This window comes from Aneurinibacillus sp. Ricciae_BoGa-3 (assembly GCF_028421645.1).
In the GTDB taxonomy this organism is placed as follows: Bacteria; Bacillota; Bacilli; order Aneurinibacillales; family Aneurinibacillaceae; genus Aneurinibacillus_B.
Genome location: NZ_CP116888.1, coordinates 121317 through 147371, shown reverse-complemented (window position 1 = coordinate 147371; position 26055 = coordinate 121317). Strand labels below are relative to the sequence as shown.

The window sequence follows — 26055 nt, the reverse complement described above, 5'->3', positions numbered from 1 at the left end:
AAACAATGGAGAAACTGAGACGAAAATTAACTGACCAATATCGAGAAACCAAAATGAGAACGGTATGGAAATGTCCAGTAAAAATGGGTACACATAATTTAACCGTTGCTTACTTCTTCGAAAAACCCGAAGTTGGGGAATTGACGCAATGTATAGAGGATGAACCAGGTAATATGTATAAACGAGCCACACCCGTCAAAATTGATGAAATCAGAGAAGATGGCATGGTGTTCTGTTCCAAAATGTAAGGAATATTTTTGACTAAAAGGGAATCTGCTTGTATAGGGATTTTCTTTTTTGTTTTATCCAACAGGCGAAAATCCTCATAAAAACGTGTGCCTATTTTCGTATAACGTAGGATGAAGGGACTGCAGAAAACAATTGAAAACGAACAAATGTTCCTATATAATAATCTTATCGCCACTGGACAGGTTGTAAGGATGCTAAAAAAGGAGTGCTTGAAGATGAAATTGTTGTTTTTGACGCCAACGGAATTAGAATGTGTAATAGAAGAAATCCTAGAAGATGAAACGAATGAACTGATTCGTTGTCAATCAGGGTTTTCAGAAGAAAAAGATACGGATATCGTAAAGGTTATGGGGAGCGATAAATCCGATGAACTTCCCATTGAAAATTTGATACCACGACTTAATCGTTACTATGGGGTACATATTTTAGGCTATGATGTATACGAAGTAGGGTATTTTGGAGAAGGATTTTCCTTTGCCATTTTATAAAAAAGAGCAGTGCCTTCACTATACCGTTAATCCTCCGAGTAAAAGAGCAAATCAAATACACTGATATCAAGTGCTTTCGATACCAGAAGTAAGGTTTTCATTTTTAGATGGGAGGGGTCATCGTTCCATAGTTTCTCAATAACATGTGGGGCAATACCCTTTAGTTCACTACAATGTTTAGCTTCATTTAGTGTATGGATATTTCGTTGGTTTAATATGAAACGAAAGTTAGCGTGAAGAGTCATGAAGTAAAACATCTCCTATGGCTAAAGAAATCTAACTATTTTATTATAAAGTGGATTTGAACCGATTATGAAATGAATTTAGGCACACGAAAAAAGCCCCGAATCAAATTTCGGGACTTTCTTTCTGAGTAATTAAGTTTAGATAGGATTTGGAGCAACTACCAGGGATTGTGTATCTCCTGTTGGAAAAAATTGCGAAAAATCCAATACCAGTTCTGGAAACCAAAACGAGTGAAAAACACTTTTAATAAAAAATAGGATAGGAAAGATGGATGAAAAAAGACGAGAATGACTTTTTATCAAAGTATCTCGTCCTTGTGTTCTTTTTATTTTTCGTTTGATTCCAAATGTGCTTGTGAGATAAGGGCGTAGACATCGATATAGCCTTTGGAACTGTAGGCAATCAGGTTATCCATACCTTGGTCTAATACTTTTACCTCTTTACCGTGTACGGTCAAGGTTTTGTATTGAAGTGCGGTGTTTCCTTGGTCATCCATTGTTGCCAAAGAATGATTAACAGATAAGAAGTGAATGTCTTCTTTGCCTCCAAGTTTGTCGGTAAGAATAGAACCAAGTGTAACGCTTTTTGGTTGAAGGCTGACACCGTCGTTAGCGAAATGATTTTTTTCAATGGGGTTGCCTTTTGAAGCCAAAGCAGAATTTTCCACATTCGCTTTTTCTTCTTTAGAAGGGAATACGGGAATTGCTACATCATATAGATTGGCATTAGCGGAAAGGTGAATCATTTGTCTAGCAATCAGATAGTTTACGCTAGTTTTAGCTTTTTCATTGTGTTCATTTTCAAACGATAGAGCAGAATTTAAATCGCCATGTTCCTCATGCCCACCCTTTGAGTTGGCATCCAAAATGGCTTTAATGACATTGGATACCTGTTGGACATTGGTCACTTGCGTAGTTAAATCGGTTTTTCGTTGAGAAATGGTAGCAACTGTGCTATCAGGAAGCGAAGTGACTTCATTTTCAACCACAACTTCTTGAGTCTGAATGTCCTTTAAAGAAGATTGGAGGTTGTCCATTACAGAAGGAGTCGTAGAGGCATTTCCTTTCAGTACATTTTTAATCTTATCCAATATATTTAGCTTAACATCTGTAGCTTTTGCTAAATCTGTTTGGTTTAATGTGGTTTCAAAAGAAGTAAGGGAATCTTTCAATTTGTTCACATCATCAGTCGCTTGAAGCACTTGCTTGACTACATTTATTCGAGTTTGCAGAGCATCTTTTACGCTGGTATCGTTAACCGTATCGATAGCCGATTGAGCAAGGGCTACACTGTCAGTCGTTAGGTTTGTTTCTGCTTGTCCTGTTAAAATAGTGGCTTTAGCTTCATTAAGTTTTTCTTGTAGCGTGGCTAGTTGCTGTACCAGATTGGCTTTTAATGTGGTGTCCGTTACATTTTGATTTACGGAAGTGGTTGTGGTATCCAGTTGGGTTTGTAACTGGTTGATGATATCTAAATTAGTCAAATCTGCTTGCCCAATTTTGGCGGTTAAGGTATTCACATCGATTTGCGCTTGAATAGATTTTGCTTGCTTTAACAAATCCTGTTTACCTGCGTAGGTATCTGAAATAAGGTTGATGGCTTTTACAGCATTATCTAAGCTTGATTGTGATAAATCTTTTTTTGCTTGATTTAAAGCGGTTGTCGCATTTTGGATAAGGGTTTGTAACGAAACGCCATCGGCATATTTAACGAGAATAGCATCTTGCCCACCTTTGTTCATCCCTGCCAAATCACCATTTGTAGAATCTGATTCACCTACTACAACAAATCCGCCATCATTCCCTTTGGCTATGGAGTAGAACGATGAACTACCACTATTTGTGACATTCAAGACGGTAGTTTCTAACTTATTTCCATTTGCGTCATATCTCACTGCAACCGCGTCTTCGTATCCCTTCTTAAGCCCCTTCATATCACCATCAGATGAAAAGGATTCACCTACTGCGATACATCCACCATCAGAAGTAGGGGTTACAGAATAAAAAGAAGTAGAATTTGTTCCACCAAATGTTTTTTCCCACAAATACTGACCATTTGCATCTAGTTTTGCTATATATCCTTTATTGCTACCGTAACCTACATTAACAAAACCAGCCACAAGGAACCCACCATCTGTAGAAGGCACGATATCTCTGAAAATGGGGTAGTTACTGCTTAAACCAAGATAGGGTTTTGCAAATACTTGATTGCCTTTCGAATCATACTTTAGGGCAATTGCATAGCTAACACCATTAGGAATATACGGAAGATTCATTTTCGTGGTGTCGCCATCATGAGAAGAAGAAGTACCAACGGCAATAACTCCACCATCTGCTGTTGGGGCAACACTGTAAAAATTGTCAGTTTGACTTCCGCCAAAGACTTTAGACCATAGTTTAGTTCCGTTCGCATCATATTTCACAATGATAGCATCGGCTTGACCTTTAGAAAGACCTTGCATGTCCTGGTCATTTGATTCGGAACGACCAACAACAACGAATCCTCCATCAGATGTGAGAATCACTTTATCAAACTGGTCACTTGCACTTCCTCCAAAACTCTTTGTCCAAACCTTATTGCCATTCGCATCTAATTTAATAACCACCGCATCGTTGTTTCCGTGACTACCTTTAGAGAAATCACCATCAATTCCGTTAGAATAGCCAACTGTAAGATATCCGCCATCAGGAGTAGGAACAATTGACGCAAAAGAGTCAGCTTGTGTTCCACCGTATGATTTTGACCATACTTTTTTACCGCTAGAGTCAAATTTCACAACGGTTGAATCTAAGAAACCTTTGCTGATTCCAGCCATATCTTTGTCATTTGACCTGCTTTCACCGACTGCAATATACCCACCGTCAGGTGTAGGTGTTACCGATTTAAATTTGTCATAGCCACTTCCTCCGAATGATGCAATCATTGATTTGTTTACTTCTGCATGAGCAGATTGTGGTACGAGTGGAACTAATAACGAGGCGGTTAAAACAACTCCTGTTATCATTTTTGACATTTTCTTGGAATTTTTTTTCAAGATTTAAATTACCCCTTTCTATTTGTTGATTAAATAAAATAAATTATAAACAATAATAAATAAATTATAACATATAGTCAATAAAAATAAACCTATTTAGCAAATTAGGAAAGGACATTAAAAAAGGCGAGATTAAATTTCTCGCCTCTGGTTGTTCTATTTTGTTTTTGCTAGAGTATGTCCTTGGTTAATGTTTGTAAAGATGTTGATATACCCTTTGGAACTGTACGCAATAAGGTTATCTTGACCTTGGATTAATACTTTTACTACCTCACCGTGTACGGTCAATGTTTTGTATCGTAAGGTCGCATTGCCCTGGTCATCCATTGTTGCCAAAGAATGATTGATAGACAAGAAGTGTATGTCTTCTTTCGCTCCAAGTTTGTCTGTAAGAACAGAACCAAGTGTAACGGTCTGCGGTTGAAGTGCTAAACCGTCGTTTGCAAAGTGATTCTTTTCAAAGATGCTTCCTACTGAAACCGAAGGAGCTTCTTTTGCCTCGACTTTTACATCTTTAGCAGGGAAGGTAGGGAGGGTAACATCATACAAATTCGTGTTGGAAGAAATATGAATCCTTTCTTTTCCAAGAAGGTAAACATTTTTTGTAGGCAGAAACGTTTTGATGTCGCCATGTTCTTCCTGAACGGATTTAGAATGAGCATCCAAAATCGCTTTGAGTACGTTTGACACTTGTTGCACGTTGGACACCTGGTTATTTAAATCTGCTTTTCGTTGAGCAATGGTATCTATTGTGCTGTCTGGCAGGGCGGTAACTTCATTTGCCACAACTACGGCTTCGGTTTGAATGTCTTTCAAAGAGGCTTGGAGTGTATCCATGACGGACGGGTTGGCTTTCACGTTTCCTTTAAGCAAATTTTTCACTTTATCGAATAAGTTTAACTTGTCATCCGTAGGTTTTGATAAATCAGTTTGAGCTAAAGTGGTTTCAAATGAGGTAAGAGAAGCTTTCAATTTGTTTACATCGTCTGTCGCTTGGATGACTTGTTTGACCACATTTAATCTAACTTGCAGGGCATCTTTTACTGTTGCATTCCCAACAGTATCGACAGCCGATTGAGCAAGCGTAACGCAATCGCTGGTCAGGTCATTTTCTGCTTGAGCAGTCAAAAGGGTAGCTTTGGCTTCATTGATTTTCTCTTGAACGATAGCTAAACGTTGGTTGAGAGACGACTGTACGGATGTATCCGTCACTTTTTTGTTGATAAAGTCAGTTGCTACATCAACCTTGCTTTGTACCAAAGTAACCGAGTCTAGCGTGGTTAATCCAGCAGAAGCGGTATTTTCAGCATCTACAACGAGAAGTGTTGCTTGGGATTCATTCAGTTTTTCTTGGAGATTGGCTAATTGTTGTAGGAGATTTGCTTTGAGTGTAGCATCCGTCACATTTTGATTCACCGAAGTTGTGGTGGCATCCAATTTGGTTTTAAGTTGGGTAATCACATCCTGGCTGGTTAAGTCGGCTTGTGAAATCTGTGTGGTGAGCGTATTCACATCCAGTTGAGCTTGTAAGAATTTTTCTTGGTTTAACAAATCTTGTTTTCCAGTGTAACTATCAGGAAGGGTATTGATTAATTTTAAGGCTTGGTCTAGATTGCTTTGGGTTAAGGATGCTTTGGCTTGATTAAGTGCATTGATGGCATTCTGTACTTGGGTTTGTAGAGAAACACCGTCGGCATAGGAAACCAAAATAGCATCATATCCGCCCATGAGCGTTTGTCCTTTAACATCTCCATCACTTGACCCTGTAGCTCCAGCGACCACGAAACCACCATTGGAGGAATAGGCTACGGAATTAAACAAATCATATTGACTGCCTCCAAAGGATTTTGTATCGACTTTATTACCGTTTGCATCGTATTTAACAACAATGCCATCGGCACTTCCTTTATTTAACCCTGTCATATCTTTGTCAATTGAATAGGATAATCCTACAACTGAAACTCCCCCATCAGAAGATGGACTTACGGAGTAGAAATAGTCATCTTTACTTCCGCCGAACGTATTTGCCCAAATCTTGTTCCCATTTGTATCAAATTTTATAAGAAAACCATCATTGCCCCCTTTATTCAACCCTTTTAAATCTCCATCAACAGAAGTTGTATAACCTACTGCGACGAATGCTCCATCCAATGTCTGTGTAACCGAGTTGAAATAATCATCATAAGTTCCACCAAATGATTTTGTCCAAATTTTATTTCCATTCGCATCAAATTTTACAGCAATGGCATCTTCTCTGTATCGACTATGGTTTAATCCAGTCATATCACCATCCGTTGACATGGAAGACCCTACAGCAATGACCCCTCCACCAGTAGTTGCGGTGACTGATTTAAAATTGTCATCCCCGCTTCCACCAAAAGATTTCTCCCACAATTGATTTCCATTTGCATCGTATCTAACCAAAATGGCTTGTCCATTGGAACTGCCTGACACAATATATCCACCGTCTGAGGTAGGTTTGATTGCAGTAAAATTAGCGTCACCTAGACTTTTAAACCATTGTTTATTACCTTGTGAATCAAATTTAACAAGAATAGCATCATACCAACCGTTTTTAGGTTTTAGTCCTGCCAAATCCTTATCTGATGAAGCTGTGTAACCAACAGCCATATAACCACCATCTGGAGTTGGAGTTACACCAGTAAAGTAATCATCTTTGCTTCCTCCGAACGATTTTACCCAAACTTTTTGTCCGTTTGAATCATATTTAACTAGAATAGCATCATTTGCCCCGTTATTAATTCCTGTCATATCAAAATTTGTTGAATTGGAATTTCCTACGGCAACATACCCGCCATCAGTAGTAGAGACTACGGAATTAAAATAATCACTTCCACTTCCGCCAAAAGTTGATAAGAATTGCTGATTCATTGACGCATGAGCGGATTGTGGAACAAGTGGAAGTAGTAACGATGCGGCTAATACACCCCCTGTTACCATCTTCGTAATTTGCTTTGAGTTTTTCTTCATGTAAATGTATTGCTCCTTTCTTTATCCTGTTATGATTTTTATTAAATATATTATTACTATAATCAATATTAATAATATAATACTTTACAGTCAATAAAATAACGAAAATGAAATTAGATTGGTCCTAACAGAGAGCGATATAATCTTTTTATTATAAAAATTGTGTCAAGTATATACCTAACGAGCAAGAAACAAGCGTTCGTTCCAATAAAAAAATGACGAGATAATTCTCTTCATCCCTGGCTGTCGACTTTGTCGACAGCCACTTTCTTCCTTAATTTTCAAATCAACATATAGTTGTATATCACTGAAATTCATCTAGATATACTGTAATAAAGAAACAAAAACCACTTTTTCTTGGTTATTCGGAATAACGTGTTGAAATAGACTTTGCAAATCATTGCAAATCGGATTATCGTGTTGAAATCTCTTCACCTTAATAAAGGAGAATTATAATGAGCCAAATCGAACATTTAAACCAAGAAATTGCTTTAAAGAGCATTATAAATCATGCATTACAGGTGTTCCCTAATATTTTCGTTTAGAAGATGTAAATACAGAGTTGGATTTTAAATGCAAAATGTTTGCTTGGGTATCTAGGAAATGATGTAAACCCACAACTAACAATACGATTCGAATCAAACTATGATTTTGCTTTACTTGAACGTAATTAACTGCTAAACAGTACGACTATTCAACTTTAGATTGAAATATTTTTGCAATACTTGAACCTATTGTTTTCAACTCAATAATCCGTATAGCCTTTTTCTTTAGCTCTCTATTTGAAAAAGTGATTTTGTATACACTCTGAAATGACGAGATAATTCTCGTCATCCTTGTTTATCATTTTTCGTTTGGTTGAGAATGTCCTTGATTAATAAGGGTGTAGATATCGATATAGCCTTTCGAACTGTACGCAATGAGGTTATCCATACCCTGTAGTAACAGCTTAACCTCTTTGCCATGAACCGTTAAGGTTTTGTACTGGAGTGTGGTGTTTCCCTGGTCGTCCATTGTTGCCAACGAATGGTTCACAGATAAGAAGTGGATGTCTTGTTTCGCTCCAAGTTTGTCAGTAAGAATGGAGCCGAGTATAACCGTTTTTGGTTGAGGTGCAATGCCATCGTTCGCAAAGTGATTCTTCTCAAAAATACTGCCTGTTGTAGCGGAAGCAGATTGTTCTCCATTCGCTTTAATGTTTTCTTTGGAAGGCAAGACAGGCATGGTTACATCATACAAATTCTTATTAGCAGATAGGTGAATGGCTTCTCTTGCAAGCAGATAGTTGACATTTGGCTTAACTGATTTCATCGCTTTATTATGTTCATTCTCTAACTGGAGAGCAGATTCGATATTTCCATGCTCATTCTGACCACCTATGGAGTTTGCATCCAAAATAGCTTTAAGGACATTCGACACCTGTTGCACGTTGTTCACTTGCGTATTTAAATCCGCTTTGCGTTGAACAATAGTCGCCACGGTACTGTCAGGTAAGGCTGTAACTTCTTTTGCGACCACATCTGCTTGGGTTTGAATGTCTTTCAATGAAGCTTTGAGCGTGTCCATAACCGTAAGTGCAGGCTTATAGTTGCCTTTGAAAATATTTTTCAACCTATCTAACACATTCTGATTATTGAAATTCGCTTTGGATAAATCCGTTTGGTTTAAAGTCTTTTCAAATGAGGAGAGTGAATCCTTTAATTTGTTGGTGTCATCCGTGGCTTGAATGACTTGTTTAACCACATTTAATCGAGCTTGTAGGCTGTCTTTTACGGTTGTATCCTTAACCGTATCGATTGCGGATTGAGCAAGCGTCACGCTATCACTAGTGAGGTCATTTTCAGCTTGTCCAGTTAAAATGGTCGCTTTGCCTTCGTTGATTTTCTCTTGAACCACCGCTAGACGTTGGTTGAGAGTGGACTGTACAGTTTTGTCTGTTACCTTGTTGTTGATAAAATCGGTAGCCGTATCCACTTTGCCTTGTGCTAATGTAACCGAATCGAGCGTAGTTAAACCTGCAGAAGCAGTGTTTTCAGCGTCCACAACCATAAGGGTTCCTTTGGCTTCATTAACTTTTTCTTGTAACACAACAATTTGTTGTAACAAGTTTGCTTTTAGGGTAGCGTCCGTTACGTATTGATTTACAGAAGCCGAAACCGAATCTATTTTTGTTTGAAGCTGATTGACCGTAGTTAAGTTCGTTAAATCCGCTTGATTAACGCTACTGGTAAGGGTTTTTACATCAATTTGGGCTTGGATGGCTTTGGCTTGAAGTAATAGCGTAGCCTTTTCAGGAGTGCTATCAGGAAGAGCGTTAATTAACGCCATTACTTTATCCAGGTCAGCTTGATTTAATGAGGTTTTAAGTTGATTTAAAGAAGTGTTGATGGATTGAATAGAATTTCCGCCACCATTGTAATGATTAAAACCATATCCATCCAGTGCAACAAATTCATTGTCAGAAATCAGAAGTATCTGGGAAACATTCCTTGCAGATAAATCATAGTAATTGGAAGCGTAGTGAGAGGTATTATTTAAGAGCCACTGTTTGTTTCCGTTATTATCATATTTAATGATGGCTGGAATCAAGCTACGTTGCATGGCTCCAACTAGAAATCCATCGGAAGTAGAGCTTACCGAAGCGAGTTGAGAATCTACTTTTTTCCACCATATTTGGTTTCCGTTTGCGTCATATTTTGCAATTCCACCATACCCATTAAATCCCATTCACGGTCAATCCCTGATACTACAAATCCGCCATCGGATGTGGGAGCGATTCCATTGAAAGCATTTTCCACGCTTGGATTAAAATATTTTTTCCAAACTTCATTTCCCTTGCCATCGATACGAACAATGACTGACGTTTTTGAACCATGTGAAGCGAGATAACCAGCGGCTATAACTCCACCATCGGAAGTAGGCGTGGCAGAAGTCAATGTAAAAGCTTGGGTATCAAAATTAGTCCATATCACTTTTCCATTGTCATCAAATTTAGTCCACCCATGCGGTCCCACGCCGATATAATTTCCATCAGAAGTTTTTGCCACGGCGTTTATACCAATACCCATATCGATTGGAACATTCGTGCTCCAAATTTGATGACCATTTACATCGAATTTTGTAATTACGTTCCAATTCCGATTCCAACCCCAATCATAGGTAGAACCCACGACAATGAAATTTCCATCTGGTGCTTGTGTAATGCCTTTTGCAACAAAATCTTTGTCGGGCAAAACGGCTCTAGATACAATTTTTCCTGATGCGTCTATTTTTACAAGATTGTCCCTCCAGTTTGTATAACCATTCCATTGGATGGCGATTATGCCATTATCTATAGTTTTAGCAGAAACGGTCGCCTTAGTTGCAGAATATGCATTATCGCTTATTCCTGGAAGGTCTGTAAAGGATGTGAATTTAGGTAGCTGGCTTTGTGAATCGCTCACGCTTGCAGAAGTGGCGGCATGAACGGTTAAGGGTGAGGCGACTACTGGAGATAATAGGGAAGTAGCTAAGACACCTCCCGTCAGCATCTTTGTCATTTTCTTTGTATTTTTTTTCAAGATTTAAGAACCCCTTTCTAATTATAGGTAAATATAAAGTTTTAAAATAAATTATAAACAATATAAATGGTATTATAACATATAGTCAATTAGAATAAAGGTGACTAAACAATAAAACTCTTATGTAACCAATTCCTTCTACATAGGATAAAAAAGAAAGAAAGGAGAGAGACATAATGTTTGAAATTAAAGAGGCTCCTGGCGGTGGTTTTAACTTCGGAATTACCAATCATAAATTAGATGCGTTAGAAGAAATTCCCCTCTATACATTCTTAACGAAAAAAATTGTAATTGAACGGGCTTTTACCTACCGAGAAGAAAGCGGATATGGTATTTATCAGGGAGAAGACGAAAAAGGTGACCGAATAAAAGTATCGGGAATTTTTCCTACCGCTTTACTCTTAGGCAACACCTATGAAATGAAAGGTAAAGTCGTCGATTTTAGGGGAGAGAAACAACTGTCCGTAGAGATTGCAAAAGTGACTCGTCCTGTGACTAAAAACGGAATTGTTGCGTACCTAAAAAACTTCGATGGACTTTATAAAAATGTGGAATATCTCTATGAATTGTATGGAGAAGAAGTCCTCGACCTCGTAGCGAAAGACCCTAATAAAATTGCCAATGAAGTCAATGAGATTGAAAAAAAATCCGTGTTAAGTTGGCAGGACACGATTCAAAAATCGGAAGAAAGTCAGGATTCTTTAAATCAGTTATTGGAGTTTGGACTTAACTTACGACAAGCGAAAAAATTGTTTGAACGATATAAAGAGGGTGTACTAGAGAAAATCAAACAAAATCCTTTTCTTCTCACGGATGAATTCCCAACCTTTGCTTTTGAGAAAGCCGATAAGATTGCCAGAGACTTTGGGTATGACCCACAGGGAATGTATCGGATACAGGAGGCTATTCGTCATATTCTAAAAGAAGCCACTTCACAAGGACATTGCTATTTACCTACGGAGGAGATGCTGGAACGAGCCAAAGAAGTGCTTACCGTTCGTCTTACTGAAGAAGAAATGGTGACGTTACTGAAAGATTATCGAGGAAAAGATACGATTTACTATCAGATTGGGGGATTTGTTTTTCCCATACGGTACAAACAGCTTTCGCAACAATTTAAACAATACCGTTATGAAACAAACCGCTTCGAGAAAGAGAAGAAACGATTTGTTGTGATTCGCACTAACCGCTCTGATATTCAAAAAGAATTGGACAACCTAGCGACTCAAAATAAAGTCATCGTGGATGACGACAAGGTTTACCTTCCTGACATCTATGAGGCGGAACGAAAGGTTGCCTCACGGGTTATTGCCTTAACCCATAACAGCACCAAAGAATTTACAAATGCGGAAGAAGACCTCAATCAACTTTTAAAATCAGAAGGCATTTCTTTGGAGGAAAAACAACGAGAAGCGGTAATCGAATTCACCAGGGGAAAGGGAGGATTTTTCATTCTTAACGGAAGTGCAGGGTGTGGCAAAACCTTTAGTTTAAATCTCATTCTTCGTGTTCTTGCGATGCAATATGAAAAATTAAACCGTAGATTAGATGTGAAAGTTTTTGCCCCCACTGGAAAGGCGAGTAAGGTAGCAGGAAAAGCAACAGGGATAGCCTGTATGACCATTCATCGTGGATTAAAATTCAAACCTGATGCAGGGTTTGAACACAATGAAAGCAATCCGCTTGATGCCGATTGCATTGTGGTGGATGAAAGTTCGATGGTGGATATTTTGCTTGCGAAAAACCTTCTTTCTGCCATTCCAGATGAAACGAAAGTGATTTTCTTGGGAGATACTAAACAGCTACCAAGTGTGGGAGCGGGGAATGTGCTACTTGACCTTATTGAAAGTCATGTGCTTAGAATTGTAACGTTAAACGTCGTGAAACGACAAGGAAAAGATTCAGGGATTATCCGTAATGCGAATCGTATGATTGCGGGTGAAATGATTTCAACCTGTCACGATACCCAAGATGCCTTTGTGCTTCGAAAAGAATCCATGCTTGATGCGCAACTCGCCCTCATTAAATCCATTCGAGAAGTACAGAAAGTCAAGCATTATGGTATAGAAGATATTCAGGTTTTATGTCCTCAAAAGAGTAGTTTAGTGGGAACCTATGCGATGAATTATCTCATACAGCAGGAATTTAACCCCGATAATGAAGATACCAAGGTGCTTAATAAAAAAATTGCGGTATTCAATCATCGTACGAAAAAGGAAGAGTTGGTGAATCTCTTTTTTAAACGAGGCGATAAAGTTATTCATATTCGCAATAACTATGACATGCTTTGGTATATCAAAGACAAGTTTGCTATTTATCACCAAGATTATGAGATGACAGGTATCACAAATGGGGAAACTGGGGTTATTGAAGATATCGTCAAGGGTAAAAAGAGTGACCCGTATAAAACACGAATCATCGTGCGCTATGAAGATGGATATGTCTTTTATGATGACCACTTTGCTGAACTAGACCACGCTTTCGCCCTCACTATCCACAAATCGCAGGGGAGCCAGTGGCGAGCGGTGATTATCCCGATTATGAAAGAAAATTACCACATGCTTGATAACAATCTGTTTTATACAGGTTATACCAGAGCGCAAAATTTTTCTGTGGTGGTTGGACAAGCGGCTTCTATTCTTCATGCGATTCGCACACAAAAGACGAGAAAACGTTACACCAGCCTTAAAGAACGTCTTGTTGAAATGACAAGCTGAAACAGGAATGAACAAAAACGTTCCTGTTTTTCATTGACTATAAGCATTGACACGAATTGAGGACGGTGCTATACTTTGTTTATAAGACACGAATTGAGGAAAAATTAAAAAGGGGGTTCGGTATGAAATTCAGGAAATTAGAAAACAAAGACGTTTGGGACAGACGAATTATCCATAGAGGGCGAAAGAAAAAATATGTAGCGGAAGTGATTTATACACCAGGTCATCCATATCATTATTTCTCGATTAAGACACCACAAGGGACATCCTTTAACTCGCATTGGAAACCAACTACATACGGTGAGTACCCAACCCTTGAATCGGCTTGTGAAGCGGCAGAGAAGTGGATTGATTCAGACTTTGAAGCAATAAACAAGAATAGAACTACTGAGATAGAAGGGACGGAGCAACCATAACAACCATTGGGCTACAAATCGGTTTGTTTCAAGAGATGCAATTACCGTTTCAGAAGGATTAGTTGAAGAAAAAAGGAGGGGAAATGATGTCGTTTAACCTTTATGATAACATTTATGATTTAGCGGATGTTTATGGGATTGGTATCACGAGAATATCCGATTGGCTGTGGGTCGGCGGAGAAGATGATGTGGACGTTCCTCTGTATGGGAGAGATTTTACGTTTCAGGATAAAAAGGCTTTGATGGAAGGAAAAACGATTGAGGTTCAACCCAAAGTGAATATCTGGATTGATTTTCGAGATAGCCGACAGGATAACCGTAAAATTTATATTCCGTCTTCTGTTACCTATATATCGATTCCATTTAGGGATGGTGACTTGGAACGAGCAAAATCGTCTTGGAAAGTAGCCAAACGGTTAGTAGATGCCAGAACACAAGAAGATGGATTTCTTATTACTTGTCATGAGGGGAAATCGAGAAGTGCCACATTTGTTTTGTGGTTACTCAGTGAAGAACAGGGATTTGATGAAGCCTGGAACCGCCTGAAAAGAAAACGGTACGGGTTTAAACCAGATAAGGCGTTTAAGCCATTTATAGAGTACCTCAAAACATACGAAACGAAACAATCAGAAATAGATTTTCAGAAAAATAGATGACTACCTTGTACTTTGGTTGTGATGAAGACCCATATGGCAAACTGAATTTGAAGGAGTATAGGATATGTTAAATGATAAATTTAGAATTAAATTAAAAACCAAAGCAGATGGGGAAGAAATAACGATTGTAACTTCTTTGATGTCAGAAATGAATGGAATATTACATTTTCCAATTGATACGAATGTTTGGAATGTTGTTAGTTGCGACCAAACAACAGGTTTTTTCGATAAAAATAATAAAGAAATTTTCTTCTCCGATTCAGTAAAATTTGATGACAGTGATTTCATTTATCAAGTAACGATGAATGATTTTATAAAAGTAGCGGTTGTTGATGGAGACGATGGACAGATGGAATTGCATAAATGCTATAGACAAATCGAAATTCTCTAATGGACAAAGATTTTTTTTGATTCGTCCATATGTAGTGCGTTTAATCGAAAAATGAACAAAAACAAATAAAGGAGTAAATCAACATGCTAGATAAAGAGAATATAAAAGTCATTACCCTTTGTGGGTCAACAAAATTTCAAAAAGAGTATGAGCAATTAAACGAACGTTTAACATTAGCAGGAAATGTCGTTATCTCATGCGGTGTTTTTGGACATGCGAAAGGGCTTGTCCTTACAGAACAACAAAAGGCTGATTTAGACCTGATTCACCTGAAAAAGATTGATATGGCGGATGAAATTTATGTGGTCAATGTGGGTGGCTATATTGGTAGCAGTACCCGTAATGAAATTGCGTATGCTAAAGCACATGGAAAACAGGTTAGCTATCTGGAACCTTTCTCGGAAGAGGTGTAGGTAAATGCAAATTTTCAAGTTTAAAGGAACTATAGTGAAAGCACAACAAGGTTGGTATGTAGCAGAGGAAAATGGAAAAACACAAGAAGCAGGAGATTTATTAACTGGAATTGATTCATTGTCAAATTTCCTCACTCAAGAGGGAGATAAAATTGAAATAATCGTTAAAAGAAGAAAGACAGATAAGTAGAGGTAATAAAAATCACCCATTAACGATAGATAGCCATGAATATAAAGTTCCTATTGAAGCAACCCAATCCTAATGTTAGGAAGTGAACGGTATGAATGCTGTAACCATGAAAGAATTGATTGTGCAATTAGATGAAACGGTCGATGAAAGTAATCTTACTCACCGTGAATGGATTGATTTTGTCAAAGAGAAACAAACGAAAAAGAATTTGGATACACTCGTTTTTCCTGACTATGTAAGAAATCTGCCCTTTAAGAACCTTTTACAAATGGTGATGAACTATATGACACTTTCCAAAGTTGACATTCGTCATACCATCAATTACGTAGGAGATATAGGATTTGAAATGGTGTTAAAAGATAGGAAGCGGTTATTTAATGTCGAGCTTTATAGAAGTGAAAGCAAATCAAGGCAAGAACAAATTAACACGTACGAAGAAGCGATGCAAGTATTAGAAGAAGTTGGGGCTGTGTATGCGTTAGCAACCGATTGCAAAATAGAAAATGAAGACTACATGGTATTCAATGAAGATAACGAAGAACCATCAGACGAAATATTTTGGGGAGTGGTTACAAAACAAAGCATAGAGCGACTTTCATTTGTGGTCATCGGGAAACCATCTGCAGATTTAAACCAAGTGTTATCAGCATCCGAAGCCGCTACATTGTGGGGATTTGAACGCTCTGTTGTGCGTAAAGCGATTGAGCGTGGTCGATTTAAAGAGGGAGAATACCGTAAATCCGAAGGGACATGGTTCGTGACCTATTATGGCATGCAACGAGCATTTGGAGCTATTCCAATTAAGGGTTAACCGAATACATATCATAACTAAGCAAGTGAAGTAGGTGTAACTTTTAAGGGGGTAAGGCAATGAAAGAAGAACAGCAAATTGAAACCAACAAAGGTTTCCAGATGAAATTTCCTTGTAGATGGGATGTTTATTATGAGGTGAAAAAAGAGAAAAAATCGTTTTTTGGTATTTACCTTTGTCATTCGGGAGGGGCACGGTTTATCACCCATCGAACGAATTCCCGAAAGGCTTGTAATGTAGCGAAACTTCTTCAAGAAGCTTATCAAGAAGATTATGAAGACGCAAAAGATTGACTTCTACTTAATGAGAAGTCTTTTTTTGTTTAAATGAGGTCATTCAATCGTTATATATCAAACTCAAAAGACCGATAAAAAGAAAAGAGAATAAAACACCAGGAGTGACTGACAACATGAATTTATTCAAATCGGGCGTTGAGAAACGATATATCATATGGTGTGGAACATGCGATAAATGGGAAATCCTTTTAACGAACATTAAACCCAAAAAGAAAGTTCAGGAAATTGGATGGAAGAAATCGAAAAGTCATGGGTGGATTTGTACGTCATGTCTGGTTGAACATTCCTATGATAAACCGTTAGGTGTGGTTATTAAAGAAAAACTCATGAGATACCAACCGAATCTTTCTTTTCATCTAAGGCACAGATAAAACTTCTGTGCTTTTTCTTTTGTTTTGAATATGTAAATAATATTTTACTAATTAATGTTTAAATGATAGAATCGCTTATAGAAAATACCGTGAAGCAGAGGGAAAGAAATGGTACGGGAAGAAAACGGAACGTATATTGTAAAGGACTCAACAACTGGCGGTTACGTTGGACAAGCAACTGGACACTACCAGCAAGAATGGGTAAGTGTATGGGATAAACAATTCCAGCTCACACAACTACATGTTAACCAATATGACGTAACGGAGATTTTGAAGGCAAAAGACAAAGAACATAGGGATTACCATAAAGCTGTACGGACAAAAAACAGGCATCTAAAAGTGCTAAAAGATTTCCTTGGTATTGAATATAAAAAACCGCAAGAAAAGAAAGAAGAAGACCTCATTTATAGGGAACGAAATCGGTTTTCAAAATTAGATAGACTCGAAGCATTAAAAGGAATCATTCATAAAAAAATTGTTTTAGCCAATGACGGATGGACTCGTTATAAAATAGACGACATATATGTCACAAGAAAAACGCCTGAAAAAGTCGCATTAGCAGAAGAATATAACGCCAAGCTAGAACAGTTCATGGTGTATCAAAAAGAAATGCTGGATAAGATATTTTCAGACTAGAGAGGAGCGGAAGTTATTGAAATCGAAAAAGCAAAAGAAGTTGGATATCTTGCATCGGCAGAAGAGGAGATGCCAACGTGACCCGAACAGTACTTATCAAATTCTTAAACTTATTACGATAGAGAATAAAATCAGTCGATTGAATGGGGGAAAAAGAAAAATGCCCAATCCTCCTGGATTCTATTGATGTAAACGCTGTGAAATTTTAAGTAAAGGGAATCTCGGTTCCCTTTATTTTTTTGTACACAAGCGAACTATAATAAACAAACGAATAAAACAGGTATCTATCAACCGATATGTAAAGAGAGGAGAATTGGAATGAAAGTTTTGGAATGTTCATCTAAAGGGGATAAGCGATTTACTGCTTTCTATGCAAAAGTGAATTTATATGGAAAAGAAGATAGCATCGAGAACCATTACGTGCGACCAGGAAAGTTCTAATACGGGCTGTCCAAGTCTATCACAAAGATAGACCCTCGGACTACTCTATCCATTCAGAGTAACCCTACTATTACCTGCTTCTTAAGTAATTAAGATGTTTGGAAGCTAATAGGACAAAGGGAAGAAGGTGAGTATCCTCATCTTACTCATTCCCCAGGGTAAAGATTCTGCTATGAGTAGCGTAAGCGAACTACTATTTAAGAACCGTAATCTCGACCAAGCGAAACGAGGATGAAACGCTTGAACCAAAAGGTATAAGGGGTGGTTAGGAATAATGTAGTGGATTCCTGACGAATGGACATTTCCCCTTCGGTTTAGAGGTAGACTCTAAGGCAGAGTGAATTGGCTGTATTAGAAAACTGGGTAAGCCCTATATGCTCCCGCAAGGGTAGGAGTTTCGCAAGAAACAACAACGGTATAGAGGGTAAGGGATGTTGGAAAAAGCAAACGCCATTCTGTAATGGAATGGATAGGGACTCAACGTAGTCCTTCCCGAAAGGGAGCAGACTTCCAACTGGTCTACTACTGCAAGAAAGGAGAGTAACCTATGAATAATGGTAAGTCTATAAGCCCGTTAATCAATAACGAGAAGAACACCTTTACACAAGAGTTGAACTGGAACCAGATTAAATGGAAACAAGTCCAACAAAAAGTGAATAGGTTGCAATCTCGTATTGCAAGGGCAACAATGGAAGAGAATTGGAAATTGGTTAAGTATTTGCAAAGAGTTTTAGTAAATTCCTTCTATGCCAAACTATTGGCAGTAAGAAAAGTAAGCCAGGAAAACCAAGGTAAGAAAACCCCTGGTATTGATGGCATCCTTTGGGATACCCCCGCTAAAAGAATGAAAGCAACCTTGAGCTTAAACCCAAAAGGTTACAAAGCAAAACGGTTAAAAAGAATTCTTATTGACAAGAAAAACGGGAAAAAGAGACCTTTAGGAATACCCACCATGAACGACAGAGCAATACAAGCCTTATACGCAATGGCACTTGACCCCATTTCTGAAGTCAAAGCAGATAAAAACTCATTTGGCTTCCGCAAGGGAAGGAGTGCTCATGATGCAATGGCTAAAGCGTTCTCGGTGCTCTCCACAAAAAGGTCAGCTCAATGGATTCTCGAAGGAGACATCAAGGGTTGTTTCGACCATATCAACCATGATTGGTTATTGAAGAACATTCCTATGGATAAAAAGGTTCTAAAACAATTCCTTAAAGCAGGATTTGTCTACAAAAAAGAACTCTTCCCAACAGACGAGGGTACGCCACAGGGAGGTATCATATCTCCTATACTGGCTAACATGACTCTGGATGGAATCGAAACAATAATCAAGAAAAGATATTGGTCTAACTTGAAAGGAACAATTGACTATAGGCACAATAAGCACAAAGTCAATTTTGTCCGATACGCTGATGACTTTATCGTTACAGCAGACAGTGAAGAAACAGCTAAAGAAATCAAGCACCTCATTCAGTCCTTTTTAACCGAAAGAGGGTTGATTCTATCAGAGGATAAGACGGTTATAACCCATATCGACAAAGGATTCAACTTTCTTGGCTGGAACTTTAGGAAATACAATGGAGTTCTACTAATTAAACCAAGTAAAGACTCTATTAAATCCATATCCCAAAAAATCAGGGATATTATCAAAAACTATGATGGGAAGAAACAAGAACACCTAATTGAAAAATTAAATCCCATCATACAAGGCTGGTGCAACTACCACCAAGCGGTTGTTAGTACCGAAACCTTTGATAAAGTCGAGACGGATATGTTCTGGGCATTATGGAGATGGGCAAAAAGACGGCACAAACACAGGTCGAAAAAGTGGATTAAAAACCGATACTGGCAAACTGTCAATGGAAGGTCTTGGACATTCACAACGAATGGTCAAACTTTAAGAAGACCTGGTGATACGCACATTGTACGTCACACCGCCATACAAACAGAACAAAACCCATACTTACCCGAAGGTAGGGCTTATTTTCAAGAGAGAAAGTTCCAATTGGGAATGAAAAAACTCAGTGGCAAATTTAAGAAAGTCTGGTTCAATCAAAAAGGACTATGCTACTTCTGCGGTTTATCTATTAACTCTACAGATGATAGAGACGTTCATCACAAGATTCGTAGAGTTGACGGTGGAACAGATGAAATAACAAATTTAGCTTACGTCCATAGGTATTGTCATCAGGCACACCATAGCCAAGATACTCGACAATAGCCCGTCACAGAAGTGATGTAAGTAGGCTTGAGCCGTATGAGGGGAAACTCTCATGTACGGTTCTTAGGGGGGAAGGAGGTGGAAACACCTCTGACCTACCCGACCAGTTAAGCAAACGCATTCTACAAGAAGATGGTAGTGTTCGGGTTCCTACCTCATGGAAAGATATTAAAGCCAAAACACCCGCTTATTTTGAAGTAAACGGTACGAGATTTCCTTTGGAGTACCTGACACCGTTTTATAAATTGTTGTGGGTAAAATATTTGGATGCTTCGCCTTCACTGGTAGCCTATGCATCCGAGTTTGATGATTTTACGGATAGTTTTCGCGGTAACAGCGTGAACTGCCAAGCGGATGTGGTGAAACAGTACGTAAAGGAGGGGAGGACATCCATATTAAAAGAATGCCAACCCTTCATTAAAGTCTTAAATCAAGGTGGCTTTGTAAAAGAAGTAGTCGGAGATTTATTAAAAAGCAAAGAAAATATCCTTGGTCACCAAACCAACTGTCTTGCCGTTATGGGGGCTGGTATTGCCTATCACATTAGACAGCTATATCCAGAGGTATTCGAGGCTTACGTGCGGTTATGTAACAAACACAATAAACGGCGAAGCTTGTTGGGAATGTGTCAAATTGTACAGACGCATAAAGAGGGACGGTATGTAGCCAATCTATTTGGACAACATGGATTCTCCCGTAATGAAATGCAAACCGAATACGACGCTTTAAAAGAATCTTTACAGGCATTAAAAGAAGAAGCAAAAGCTTTTACACTGTCTGTTGGATTGCCTTATCAATTAGGTTCTGGTTTGGCAGGTGGAGATTGGAACGTAGTCAGAGCCATGATTGAAGAAGTGTTTTCTGATTACCCTGTTACCATCTATAAATTGCCTGGATTGAAATAGTCGCTGTATAACATTCATGGTAACTATTAAACGTAGTATATTCCATTATAAGGAAGTGAATAGATTAAACAGGTTAGAACAGATAAACGACAAATGGGGAAACTACAAAACGGAAACCACAAAAGGTATGCAAGAACTTTGTTTAGATTTTGAATGGCTGTTGACTATGGTTGAAGAATCAAAAGAGTTTCTTGAATGGGCAACAGATATTTCATTAGATAAAAAAGTTGTTCAGAAAGGCAAGAATCTATTAAAAAAAATCGGTGAATAATATTGTATGGAAAAAATGCATTTAAAAAGGTGGGAAACGGAAATGGATATGAACCCGAAAGTAACGGATGTAGAAAGAAATCTTTTGAATAAAATTGTGCCAATGGGAGCGCAAACATATCGTAACCAAAACGTATGGACATGGGAAAATTAATATTGTGACACGAAAAAACGATATGTCTGGAATTTTCGTGTACTTTCTCTCCAATCTCCAAAGTTTTGTGAAATTGGATGGAGAAGATTTTTTGAAGGATGTCATTGAGGTTCATGAGTTAGGAGCATAAAAGAAAGACGGAGCTTCCCAAGGAGGCTCTATTTTTTTGTTAAAACTTAGCTAAAACACACTCAAACACTCTTATCGTTATCATCATTAAACAGTTACATACAATAATAAAAACGAAAGAGGAGTGAACAAGTGATGCAAGAGAATAACAAATTACGAGTACCCGTCCATAAACAATATGTAAATAGTATTTTAGCGGAGGATGTATATAAAGACAAAGAGCTTAAGCTGTTAAGCAAAGGCGAAGTGCTAACCGAACGGAGAATTTTAGCCTTGCAAAAGCACAATATTAACTTTATGTACATTATTGCCGAAGAAGATAATTCAGAGGAATAAGGAAGAGAAGGCACACTCAGCCATTGAGAACGCCCTCTCTTTTTTTGTTCAACGAGTTAGGTAAAAAACAACAGGAGATATATTTCTTTTATTGTAAAATGTAAAAAATTATTTACATAAATATATATTTACAATATAATGATTAGTAAATAAGAAAGGAGAACCCATGTCTTACGAGTATTTAGAATATCAAAAATGGGAAATGCACATGTTGTGCATGGATGAAGAATTTCATAAGTTATCGCCTCACGAGCGATTTGAACAATATAAACAGTACAAAAAACAAAACAAATAAATGGGAGGACTTTAAGATGAACACAAAATGTTGCTATAAGAATTGCGAAAACGAAGCAACGACAACTGGATTGGTTTTTGCGAGACACAAAGAGACAGGCAAGGATGTACCAACTCCTGTTCAAGCGTGTGATAAACACAAGGGTGTTGATGGTTTTTTTGAAAGTGACACCAATACACAGGGGGAAATGTAAATGACAGGAGAAGTGAATAAAAGCTGTAGTCTTTGTAAGTTTTACGACGGTTGTTGCTGTATGTACGATTACCGAATCATGGCAATTCTTGATGAAGAAAAAACCGCCAACAATTGTGCGTACTTTAGCGAAGGTGCTTATGACGAAGATGAATTGGAAAAAAGCAATTTCAAGTAACACGAAAGGTGTGTAAAGGTTGAGAAGCAATCCTATGAACGATTTATCTATCCAAAACATGTGGGAGTCCGACTTTAAAGCGTGGGAAAAAGAAAGGTTGCAAGAAGAAAGTGTATTTGCCCAATTATCCAACGATGACCGTTTAAAAATGTATGAGACCTATCAAAAGGAACAACTAAATCCATACATACAAAGTAAGAATAAGGAGTGAAATAGCATGTCAAAACAGGAAGAAATCATAAAAAAGTATGAAGAATTTGCTAACTATTTAACAAGTGTTAATTTGGAAGAACTTAAATCAACGATGCCTCGCCAAGTATTAAAGGCATTACACACCCAACTCTATGCGATAAATTTACGTTCTCTTGGGTATGAAATTGGGCAAATGGTGGAGGCAATGAAACAAGAAGAATATCCAGAGCTTTTGGGCGTTCATCACTATCCAGACCTTCGGGACATTGATTTTATGTCGGAACAAAAGAAAATTCAACTCGACGATTATCTTGTGTCCGTTCGTAAAGGAAATATCGTGTATAATTTTTGGAGATTTGTGAAGGATACGGACAAACTTCAGTCTTTCTTAGTTGAGAAAGGGATTATCGAAGAAGTCTATTACCTTACCTGTCCGTATCACAATGATGAACGATTGACTTCAAAACTCACGTTGGCGGAATTCAATAAAATTAAGGAAGCCATTCAAACGAAAAATCAAGATAAAATCGATGAATTGCTTGATGGTACTCTCTTAGATTACTGTGATGCTTGTGGGACTGACGTTGAGTTTGGGCAATGGGATGAAGCAATGGGAAACAAAGAATACAGGCTAATAAAAGACAGAGATAAATCTTTGGATTATGTGTGAGGTCTAAAAAAAGAGATGGATAATCAAGTATTTAATGTAAACGGAAGAGATTGGGATGACTTGGCATCGGTTCTCAAACTCGCATTTAAACTATCAGGAAAGAAAGCCAGAGCGTTTCGGATTGATAAGAAAAAAGGTCTTGTCCTGTATTGGAGTGAAAATGTAACGGGTTCGACTGCTTTGGTTGCTCCGATGGATGGGGAACAAATCTTCCCAACTGTAAAAGCGTTTCTTATGAGTGAAAAGGCAGAAATCATTGAACTAGATAAATGGGATAAAAATTTAAACCACGATGGAAGCAATGCTAAGGGATGGCGAGTGTACACCGAAGATTGGGGACATGTAAATGAAGACCACTATGCGTTTTTAGCCATTACCCCCGCCTATATGTGGTACGGCAAATAAATAACCGTTGGGAGGGTGACGGAGTGAGAATCAATTTTATCGAACCATATGACAGCAAAAAGTATCGGGATGATTTTGGGAATAAAGCAAATCCTTTAAAGTCTGTTGCCAGCATTACGTTTGTGAGAAAAGGTCGAGAGACTGAATTGATTCTCAAATTCACAAAAACGCATCCAACAGAACAAGATATTTTGGATAAAGCAAAGCGTTGGTTGTCTGAGAATGGATTAATAGATGCTTAAATGTGCTTTCTTCATCCTACCAGATAAAAACAAGTGAAAGGAAATAAAAAAATGAATCAAACACAAAACAAAGGCTTGTCTGGTTGGCTGTCACCTGATGGCGAGTTCTTCCCATGTGGATATAGTCAACACCACGGCTTTGCTTACGATAAATTAGAGGAACTGAATAAGAATCCATCTGGTGGCATCATGACGGATATCGATAGACTCCAAGAAGAAGAACAATATGCCTATTTCGGCTACAGCGTGGTATCCAGCTATTTGTTTATTTCACTAAAAAAAGGATTCACATCCAAACAAATTGTCTGGATAGAAGCGAATATCGATAAATTAGGAGAGGAACAACGAAAATTTTTCGAAGATGCCAAAGAGCTTCTTGCTAACAAAAACAACGAATAATAGATACAGGATAAAAGGGGAAAGCGGTTGGCTTTCTCTTTTCTATTTGAAGGAGGATATACAGTGGCAAAAGTAAAAACCCAATTTAAATGCAATGAGTGTGGGCATATCCATGCTAAATGGCAAGGAAAGTGTGACGATTGCGGAAAGTGGAATACGCTTGAAGAAGTTACTGCAGAAAGTAGTAAATCGGTGGCTTCGGTAATGGGAAGTCGAAAGGGATTAGGGAATAACAAAAAACCTGTTCGCTTGAAAGTGGTAGAAACAGGTCAAAATGACCGCATTCTGACAAGTAATGGGGAATTGAATCGTGTGCTAGGTGGAGGCATTGTACGAGATTCCGTGATTATCCTATCTGCACCACCAGGAACGGGAAAATCCACACTATTACTTCAAACCGCCAATGAATTAGCGGAACAAGGGTATACGGTTTTATATTGTTCTGGGGAGGAAAGTGATACACAAATCAAGACTAGAGCCGATAGAACATGTAAAAACAATATATCGGATAATCTTTATGTCGTTTCAGAAACATCCATGAACAAGATAGAACAGTATATTGAAGAATTTGACCCCGCTATTGTCATCATTGATTCCATTCAGACTGTGTATTTAGAGGATGTTCCGTCGAGACCAGGGTCTCCTACTCAAGTGAATGAATGTACAGCAAAAGTTATTGAAATGGCAAAAGACAGTAAGAAGCCAAGAAGTTTTTTCTGCGTCGGTCATATGACCAAAGAAGACGAGTTAGCTGGTAGTCGGACACTTGAGCACGCTGTAGACGTTGTGCTTTATCTTGAAGGAGATAGAACGGAACAGCTTCGTATACTCAAAGCCGTTAAGAATCGGTTTGGGGATACGGGAGAGACAGGACTGTTTCAAATGGAAGAAGACGGTCTCATTCCAATAGATAATCCCTCTAAGTTTTTTATAACAGAGCGCATGGAACCTGTGGCGGGTACTGCCTTAACCATTACGAAGGAAGGAACCCGAAATATTGTAGTGGAAGTCGAGAGTTTAGCAAGTAAGTCTTTCTACGGCTTCCCAAGTAGATTAGCCACTGGTATTAAAAAGGAAATACTATCGATACTTGTTGAGATTCTCGAACAGCGTGGTGGCATCTCCTGTAATGATAAAAACGTGACAGTAATGGTATCAGGTGGATTAAAACTCACAGAACCATCCGTTAACCTTGGTGTCATCATGTCGATTGTTTCTTCGGTTTATAACAGAGCTATTCCGTCGGATACAGTCTTTGTCGGAGAGGTAGGCTTAACAGGAGAAATTAAGAAAGTGCCAAATGTAGAAGCAAGGATTAAAGAAGTGGACAGAATGGGATTTAAAAGGATGTATATACCAAAGGGAAATATGAAAAGCCCTGTTGCGAGGAAACATGTTGAGGTGATTGAAGTTCCTTCTCTTCATGAAACCATCAAAGCCATTTATGGTCTCATAGAAAAGAAACCACGAAAACAAGCATAAGAATATTGCGGGAGCCATCGTAAAGTGTGGCTCTTTTTTTGCGCATAACAGGGAATGTTTTTCCATTCTCACAAGGTTT

The 26055-nt window shown here is 38.2% G+C and carries 30 protein-coding genes; 25 read left to right on the top strand and 5 right to left on the bottom strand.

Annotated features, from left to right (window positions below):
* Nucleotides 1-5 precede the first annotated feature (5 nt).
* Nucleotides 6-248: a hypothetical protein gene (locus tag PP175_RS26240; protein ID WP_272444063.1), complete on the top strand. Its 243-nt coding sequence runs from the start codon at nt 6-8 to the stop codon at nt 246-248.
* Nucleotides 249-464: 216 nt separating this feature from the next.
* Nucleotides 465-737: a hypothetical protein gene (locus PP175_RS26235; protein ID WP_272444062.1), complete on the top strand. Its 273-nt coding sequence runs from the start codon at nt 465-467 to the stop codon at nt 735-737.
* 26 nt (nt 738-763) lie between these two features.
* On the opposite strand, the gene PP175_RS26230 is transcribed toward PP175_RS26235, so the two are convergent.
* The 5 genes from PP175_RS26230 to PP175_RS26210 form a co-directional block, all read right to left on the bottom strand.
* Complete coding sequence (locus PP175_RS26230) at nt 764-982, bottom strand: helix-turn-helix domain-containing protein (RefSeq protein WP_272444061.1); 219 nt, start codon at nt 980-982, stop codon at nt 764-766.
* A gap of 326 nt (nt 983-1308) precedes the next feature.
* Complete coding sequence (locus PP175_RS26225; RefSeq protein WP_272444060.1) at nt 1309-4017, bottom strand: hypothetical protein; 2709 nt, start codon at nt 4015-4017, stop codon at nt 1309-1311.
* Between the two features lie 156 nt (nt 4018-4173).
* A complete protein-coding gene (locus tag PP175_RS26220; RefSeq protein WP_272444059.1) occupies nt 4174-7008 on the bottom strand; it encodes a hypothetical protein in 2835 nt (944 codons plus the stop codon).
* An 843-nt stretch (nt 7009-7851) separates the two neighbouring features.
* Nucleotides 7852-9735 carry a hypothetical protein gene (locus PP175_RS26215; protein ID WP_272444058.1) on the bottom strand — a complete coding sequence of 628 codons (1884 nt, stop codon included), beginning with the start codon at nt 9733-9735 and terminating at the stop codon, nt 7852-7854.
* The gene (locus tag PP175_RS26210; protein WP_272444057.1) at nt 9663-10568 is read right to left on the bottom strand and encodes a hypothetical protein; all 906 of its coding nucleotides are present in this window, start codon (nt 10566-10568) and stop codon (nt 9663-9665) included. Before PP175_RS26210 ends, PP175_RS26215 begins: the two co-directional genes overlap by 73 nt.
* A gap of 176 nt (nt 10569-10744) precedes the next feature.
* On the opposite strand from PP175_RS26210, the gene PP175_RS26205 reads away from it, so the two are divergent.
* The 23 genes from PP175_RS26205 (at nt 10745) to radA (ending at nt 25976) form a co-directional block, all read left to right on the top strand.
* The gene (locus PP175_RS26205) at nt 10745-13285 is read left to right on the top strand and encodes an AAA family ATPase (protein WP_272444056.1); all 2541 of its coding nucleotides are present in this window, start codon (nt 10745-10747) and stop codon (nt 13283-13285) included.
* A 122-nt stretch (nt 13286-13407) separates the two neighbouring features.
* A complete protein-coding gene (locus tag PP175_RS26200; protein ID WP_272444055.1) occupies nt 13408-13701 on the top strand; it encodes a hypothetical protein in 294 nt (97 codons plus the stop codon).
* A gap of 62 nt (nt 13702-13763) precedes the next feature.
* Entirely contained in the window at nt 13764-14357 is a 594-nt protein-coding gene (locus PP175_RS26195) for a protein-tyrosine phosphatase family protein (RefSeq protein WP_272444054.1), read from the top strand.
* Between the two features lie 64 nt (nt 14358-14421).
* Entirely contained in the window at nt 14422-14748 is a 327-nt protein-coding gene (locus tag PP175_RS26190; protein ID WP_272444053.1) for a hypothetical protein, read from the top strand.
* 83 nt (nt 14749-14831) lie between these two features.
* Nucleotides 14832-15161 carry a hypothetical protein gene (locus PP175_RS26185; RefSeq protein ID WP_272444052.1) on the top strand — a complete coding sequence of 110 codons (330 nt, stop codon included), beginning with the start codon at nt 14832-14834 and terminating at the stop codon, nt 15159-15161.
* A gap of 4 nt (nt 15162-15165) precedes the next feature.
* Nucleotides 15166-15351: a hypothetical protein gene (locus PP175_RS26180; RefSeq protein ID WP_272444051.1), complete on the top strand. Its 186-nt coding sequence runs from the start codon at nt 15166-15168 to the stop codon at nt 15349-15351.
* Between the two features lie 91 nt (nt 15352-15442).
* Nucleotides 15443-16162: a helix-turn-helix domain-containing protein gene (locus PP175_RS26175; RefSeq protein ID WP_272444050.1), complete on the top strand. Its 720-nt coding sequence runs from the start codon at nt 15443-15445 to the stop codon at nt 16160-16162.
* Between the two features lie 59 nt (nt 16163-16221).
* Nucleotides 16222-16455, top strand: coding sequence for a hypothetical protein (locus PP175_RS26170; protein ID WP_272444049.1), 234 nt, complete (start codon nt 16222-16224; stop codon nt 16453-16455).
* A 116-nt stretch (nt 16456-16571) separates the two neighbouring features.
* Nucleotides 16572-16829 carry a hypothetical protein gene (locus tag PP175_RS26165; protein ID WP_272444048.1) on the top strand — a complete coding sequence of 86 codons (258 nt, stop codon included), beginning with the start codon at nt 16572-16574 and terminating at the stop codon, nt 16827-16829.
* A gap of 108 nt (nt 16830-16937) precedes the next feature.
* On the top strand, nt 16938-17465 hold the full coding sequence (locus PP175_RS26160) for a hypothetical protein (RefSeq protein ID WP_272444047.1): 528 nt from the start codon (nt 16938-16940) through the stop codon (nt 17463-17465).
* A gap of 318 nt (nt 17466-17783) precedes the next feature.
* Entirely contained in the window at nt 17784-17906 is a 123-nt protein-coding gene (locus PP175_RS26155; protein ID WP_272444046.1) for a hypothetical protein, read from the top strand.
* A 547-nt stretch (nt 17907-18453) separates the two neighbouring features.
* Entirely contained in the window at nt 18454-20127 is a 1674-nt protein-coding gene (gene ltrA / locus PP175_RS26150; RefSeq protein WP_272444045.1) for a group II intron reverse transcriptase/maturase, read from the top strand.
* Nucleotides 20124-21032, top strand: coding sequence for a DarT1-associated NADAR antitoxin family protein (locus tag PP175_RS26145; RefSeq protein ID WP_442870503.1), 909 nt, complete (start codon nt 20124-20126; stop codon nt 21030-21032). The genes ltrA and PP175_RS26145 overlap by 4 nt, the downstream gene beginning before the upstream one ends.
* Before the next feature lie 16 nt (nt 21033-21048).
* Nucleotides 21049-21303 carry a hypothetical protein gene (locus PP175_RS26140; protein ID WP_272444043.1) on the top strand — a complete coding sequence of 85 codons (255 nt, stop codon included), beginning with the start codon at nt 21049-21051 and terminating at the stop codon, nt 21301-21303.
* A 417-nt stretch (nt 21304-21720) separates the two neighbouring features.
* A complete protein-coding gene (locus PP175_RS26135) occupies nt 21721-21921 on the top strand; it encodes a hypothetical protein (RefSeq protein ID WP_272444042.1) in 201 nt (66 codons plus the stop codon).
* A 311-nt stretch (nt 21922-22232) separates the two neighbouring features.
* Nucleotides 22233-22409 (top strand): hypothetical protein, encoded by a 177-nt coding sequence (locus tag PP175_RS26130; RefSeq protein ID WP_272444041.1) that lies wholly within the window; start codon nt 22233-22235, stop codon nt 22407-22409.
* Nucleotides 22410-22586, top strand: coding sequence for a hypothetical protein (locus PP175_RS26125; protein ID WP_272444040.1), 177 nt, complete (start codon nt 22410-22412; stop codon nt 22584-22586). It abuts the gene before it with no gap.
* Between the two features lie 19 nt (nt 22587-22605).
* On the top strand, nt 22606-22797 hold the full coding sequence (locus PP175_RS26120; protein ID WP_272444039.1) for a hypothetical protein: 192 nt from the start codon (nt 22606-22608) through the stop codon (nt 22795-22797).
* 6 nt (nt 22798-22803) lie between these two features.
* On the top strand, nt 22804-23448 hold the full coding sequence (locus tag PP175_RS26115; RefSeq protein ID WP_272444038.1) for a hypothetical protein: 645 nt from the start codon (nt 22804-22806) through the stop codon (nt 23446-23448).
* A gap of 15 nt (nt 23449-23463) precedes the next feature.
* Nucleotides 23464-23853 (top strand): hypothetical protein, encoded by a 390-nt coding sequence (locus tag PP175_RS26110; RefSeq protein ID WP_272444037.1) that lies wholly within the window; start codon nt 23464-23466, stop codon nt 23851-23853.
* Nucleotides 23854-23876: 23 nt separating this feature from the next.
* Complete coding sequence (locus PP175_RS26105; RefSeq protein WP_272444036.1) at nt 23877-24095, top strand: hypothetical protein; 219 nt, start codon at nt 23877-23879, stop codon at nt 24093-24095.
* Between the two features lie 51 nt (nt 24096-24146).
* The gene (locus PP175_RS26100; protein ID WP_272444035.1) at nt 24147-24494 is read left to right on the top strand and encodes a hypothetical protein; all 348 of its coding nucleotides are present in this window, start codon (nt 24147-24149) and stop codon (nt 24492-24494) included.
* A 63-nt stretch (nt 24495-24557) separates the two neighbouring features.
* On the top strand, nt 24558-25976 hold the full coding sequence (gene radA, locus PP175_RS26095; protein WP_272444034.1) for a DNA repair protein RadA: 1419 nt from the start codon (nt 24558-24560) through the stop codon (nt 25974-25976).
* Nucleotides 25977-26055: the final 79 nt, after the last annotated feature.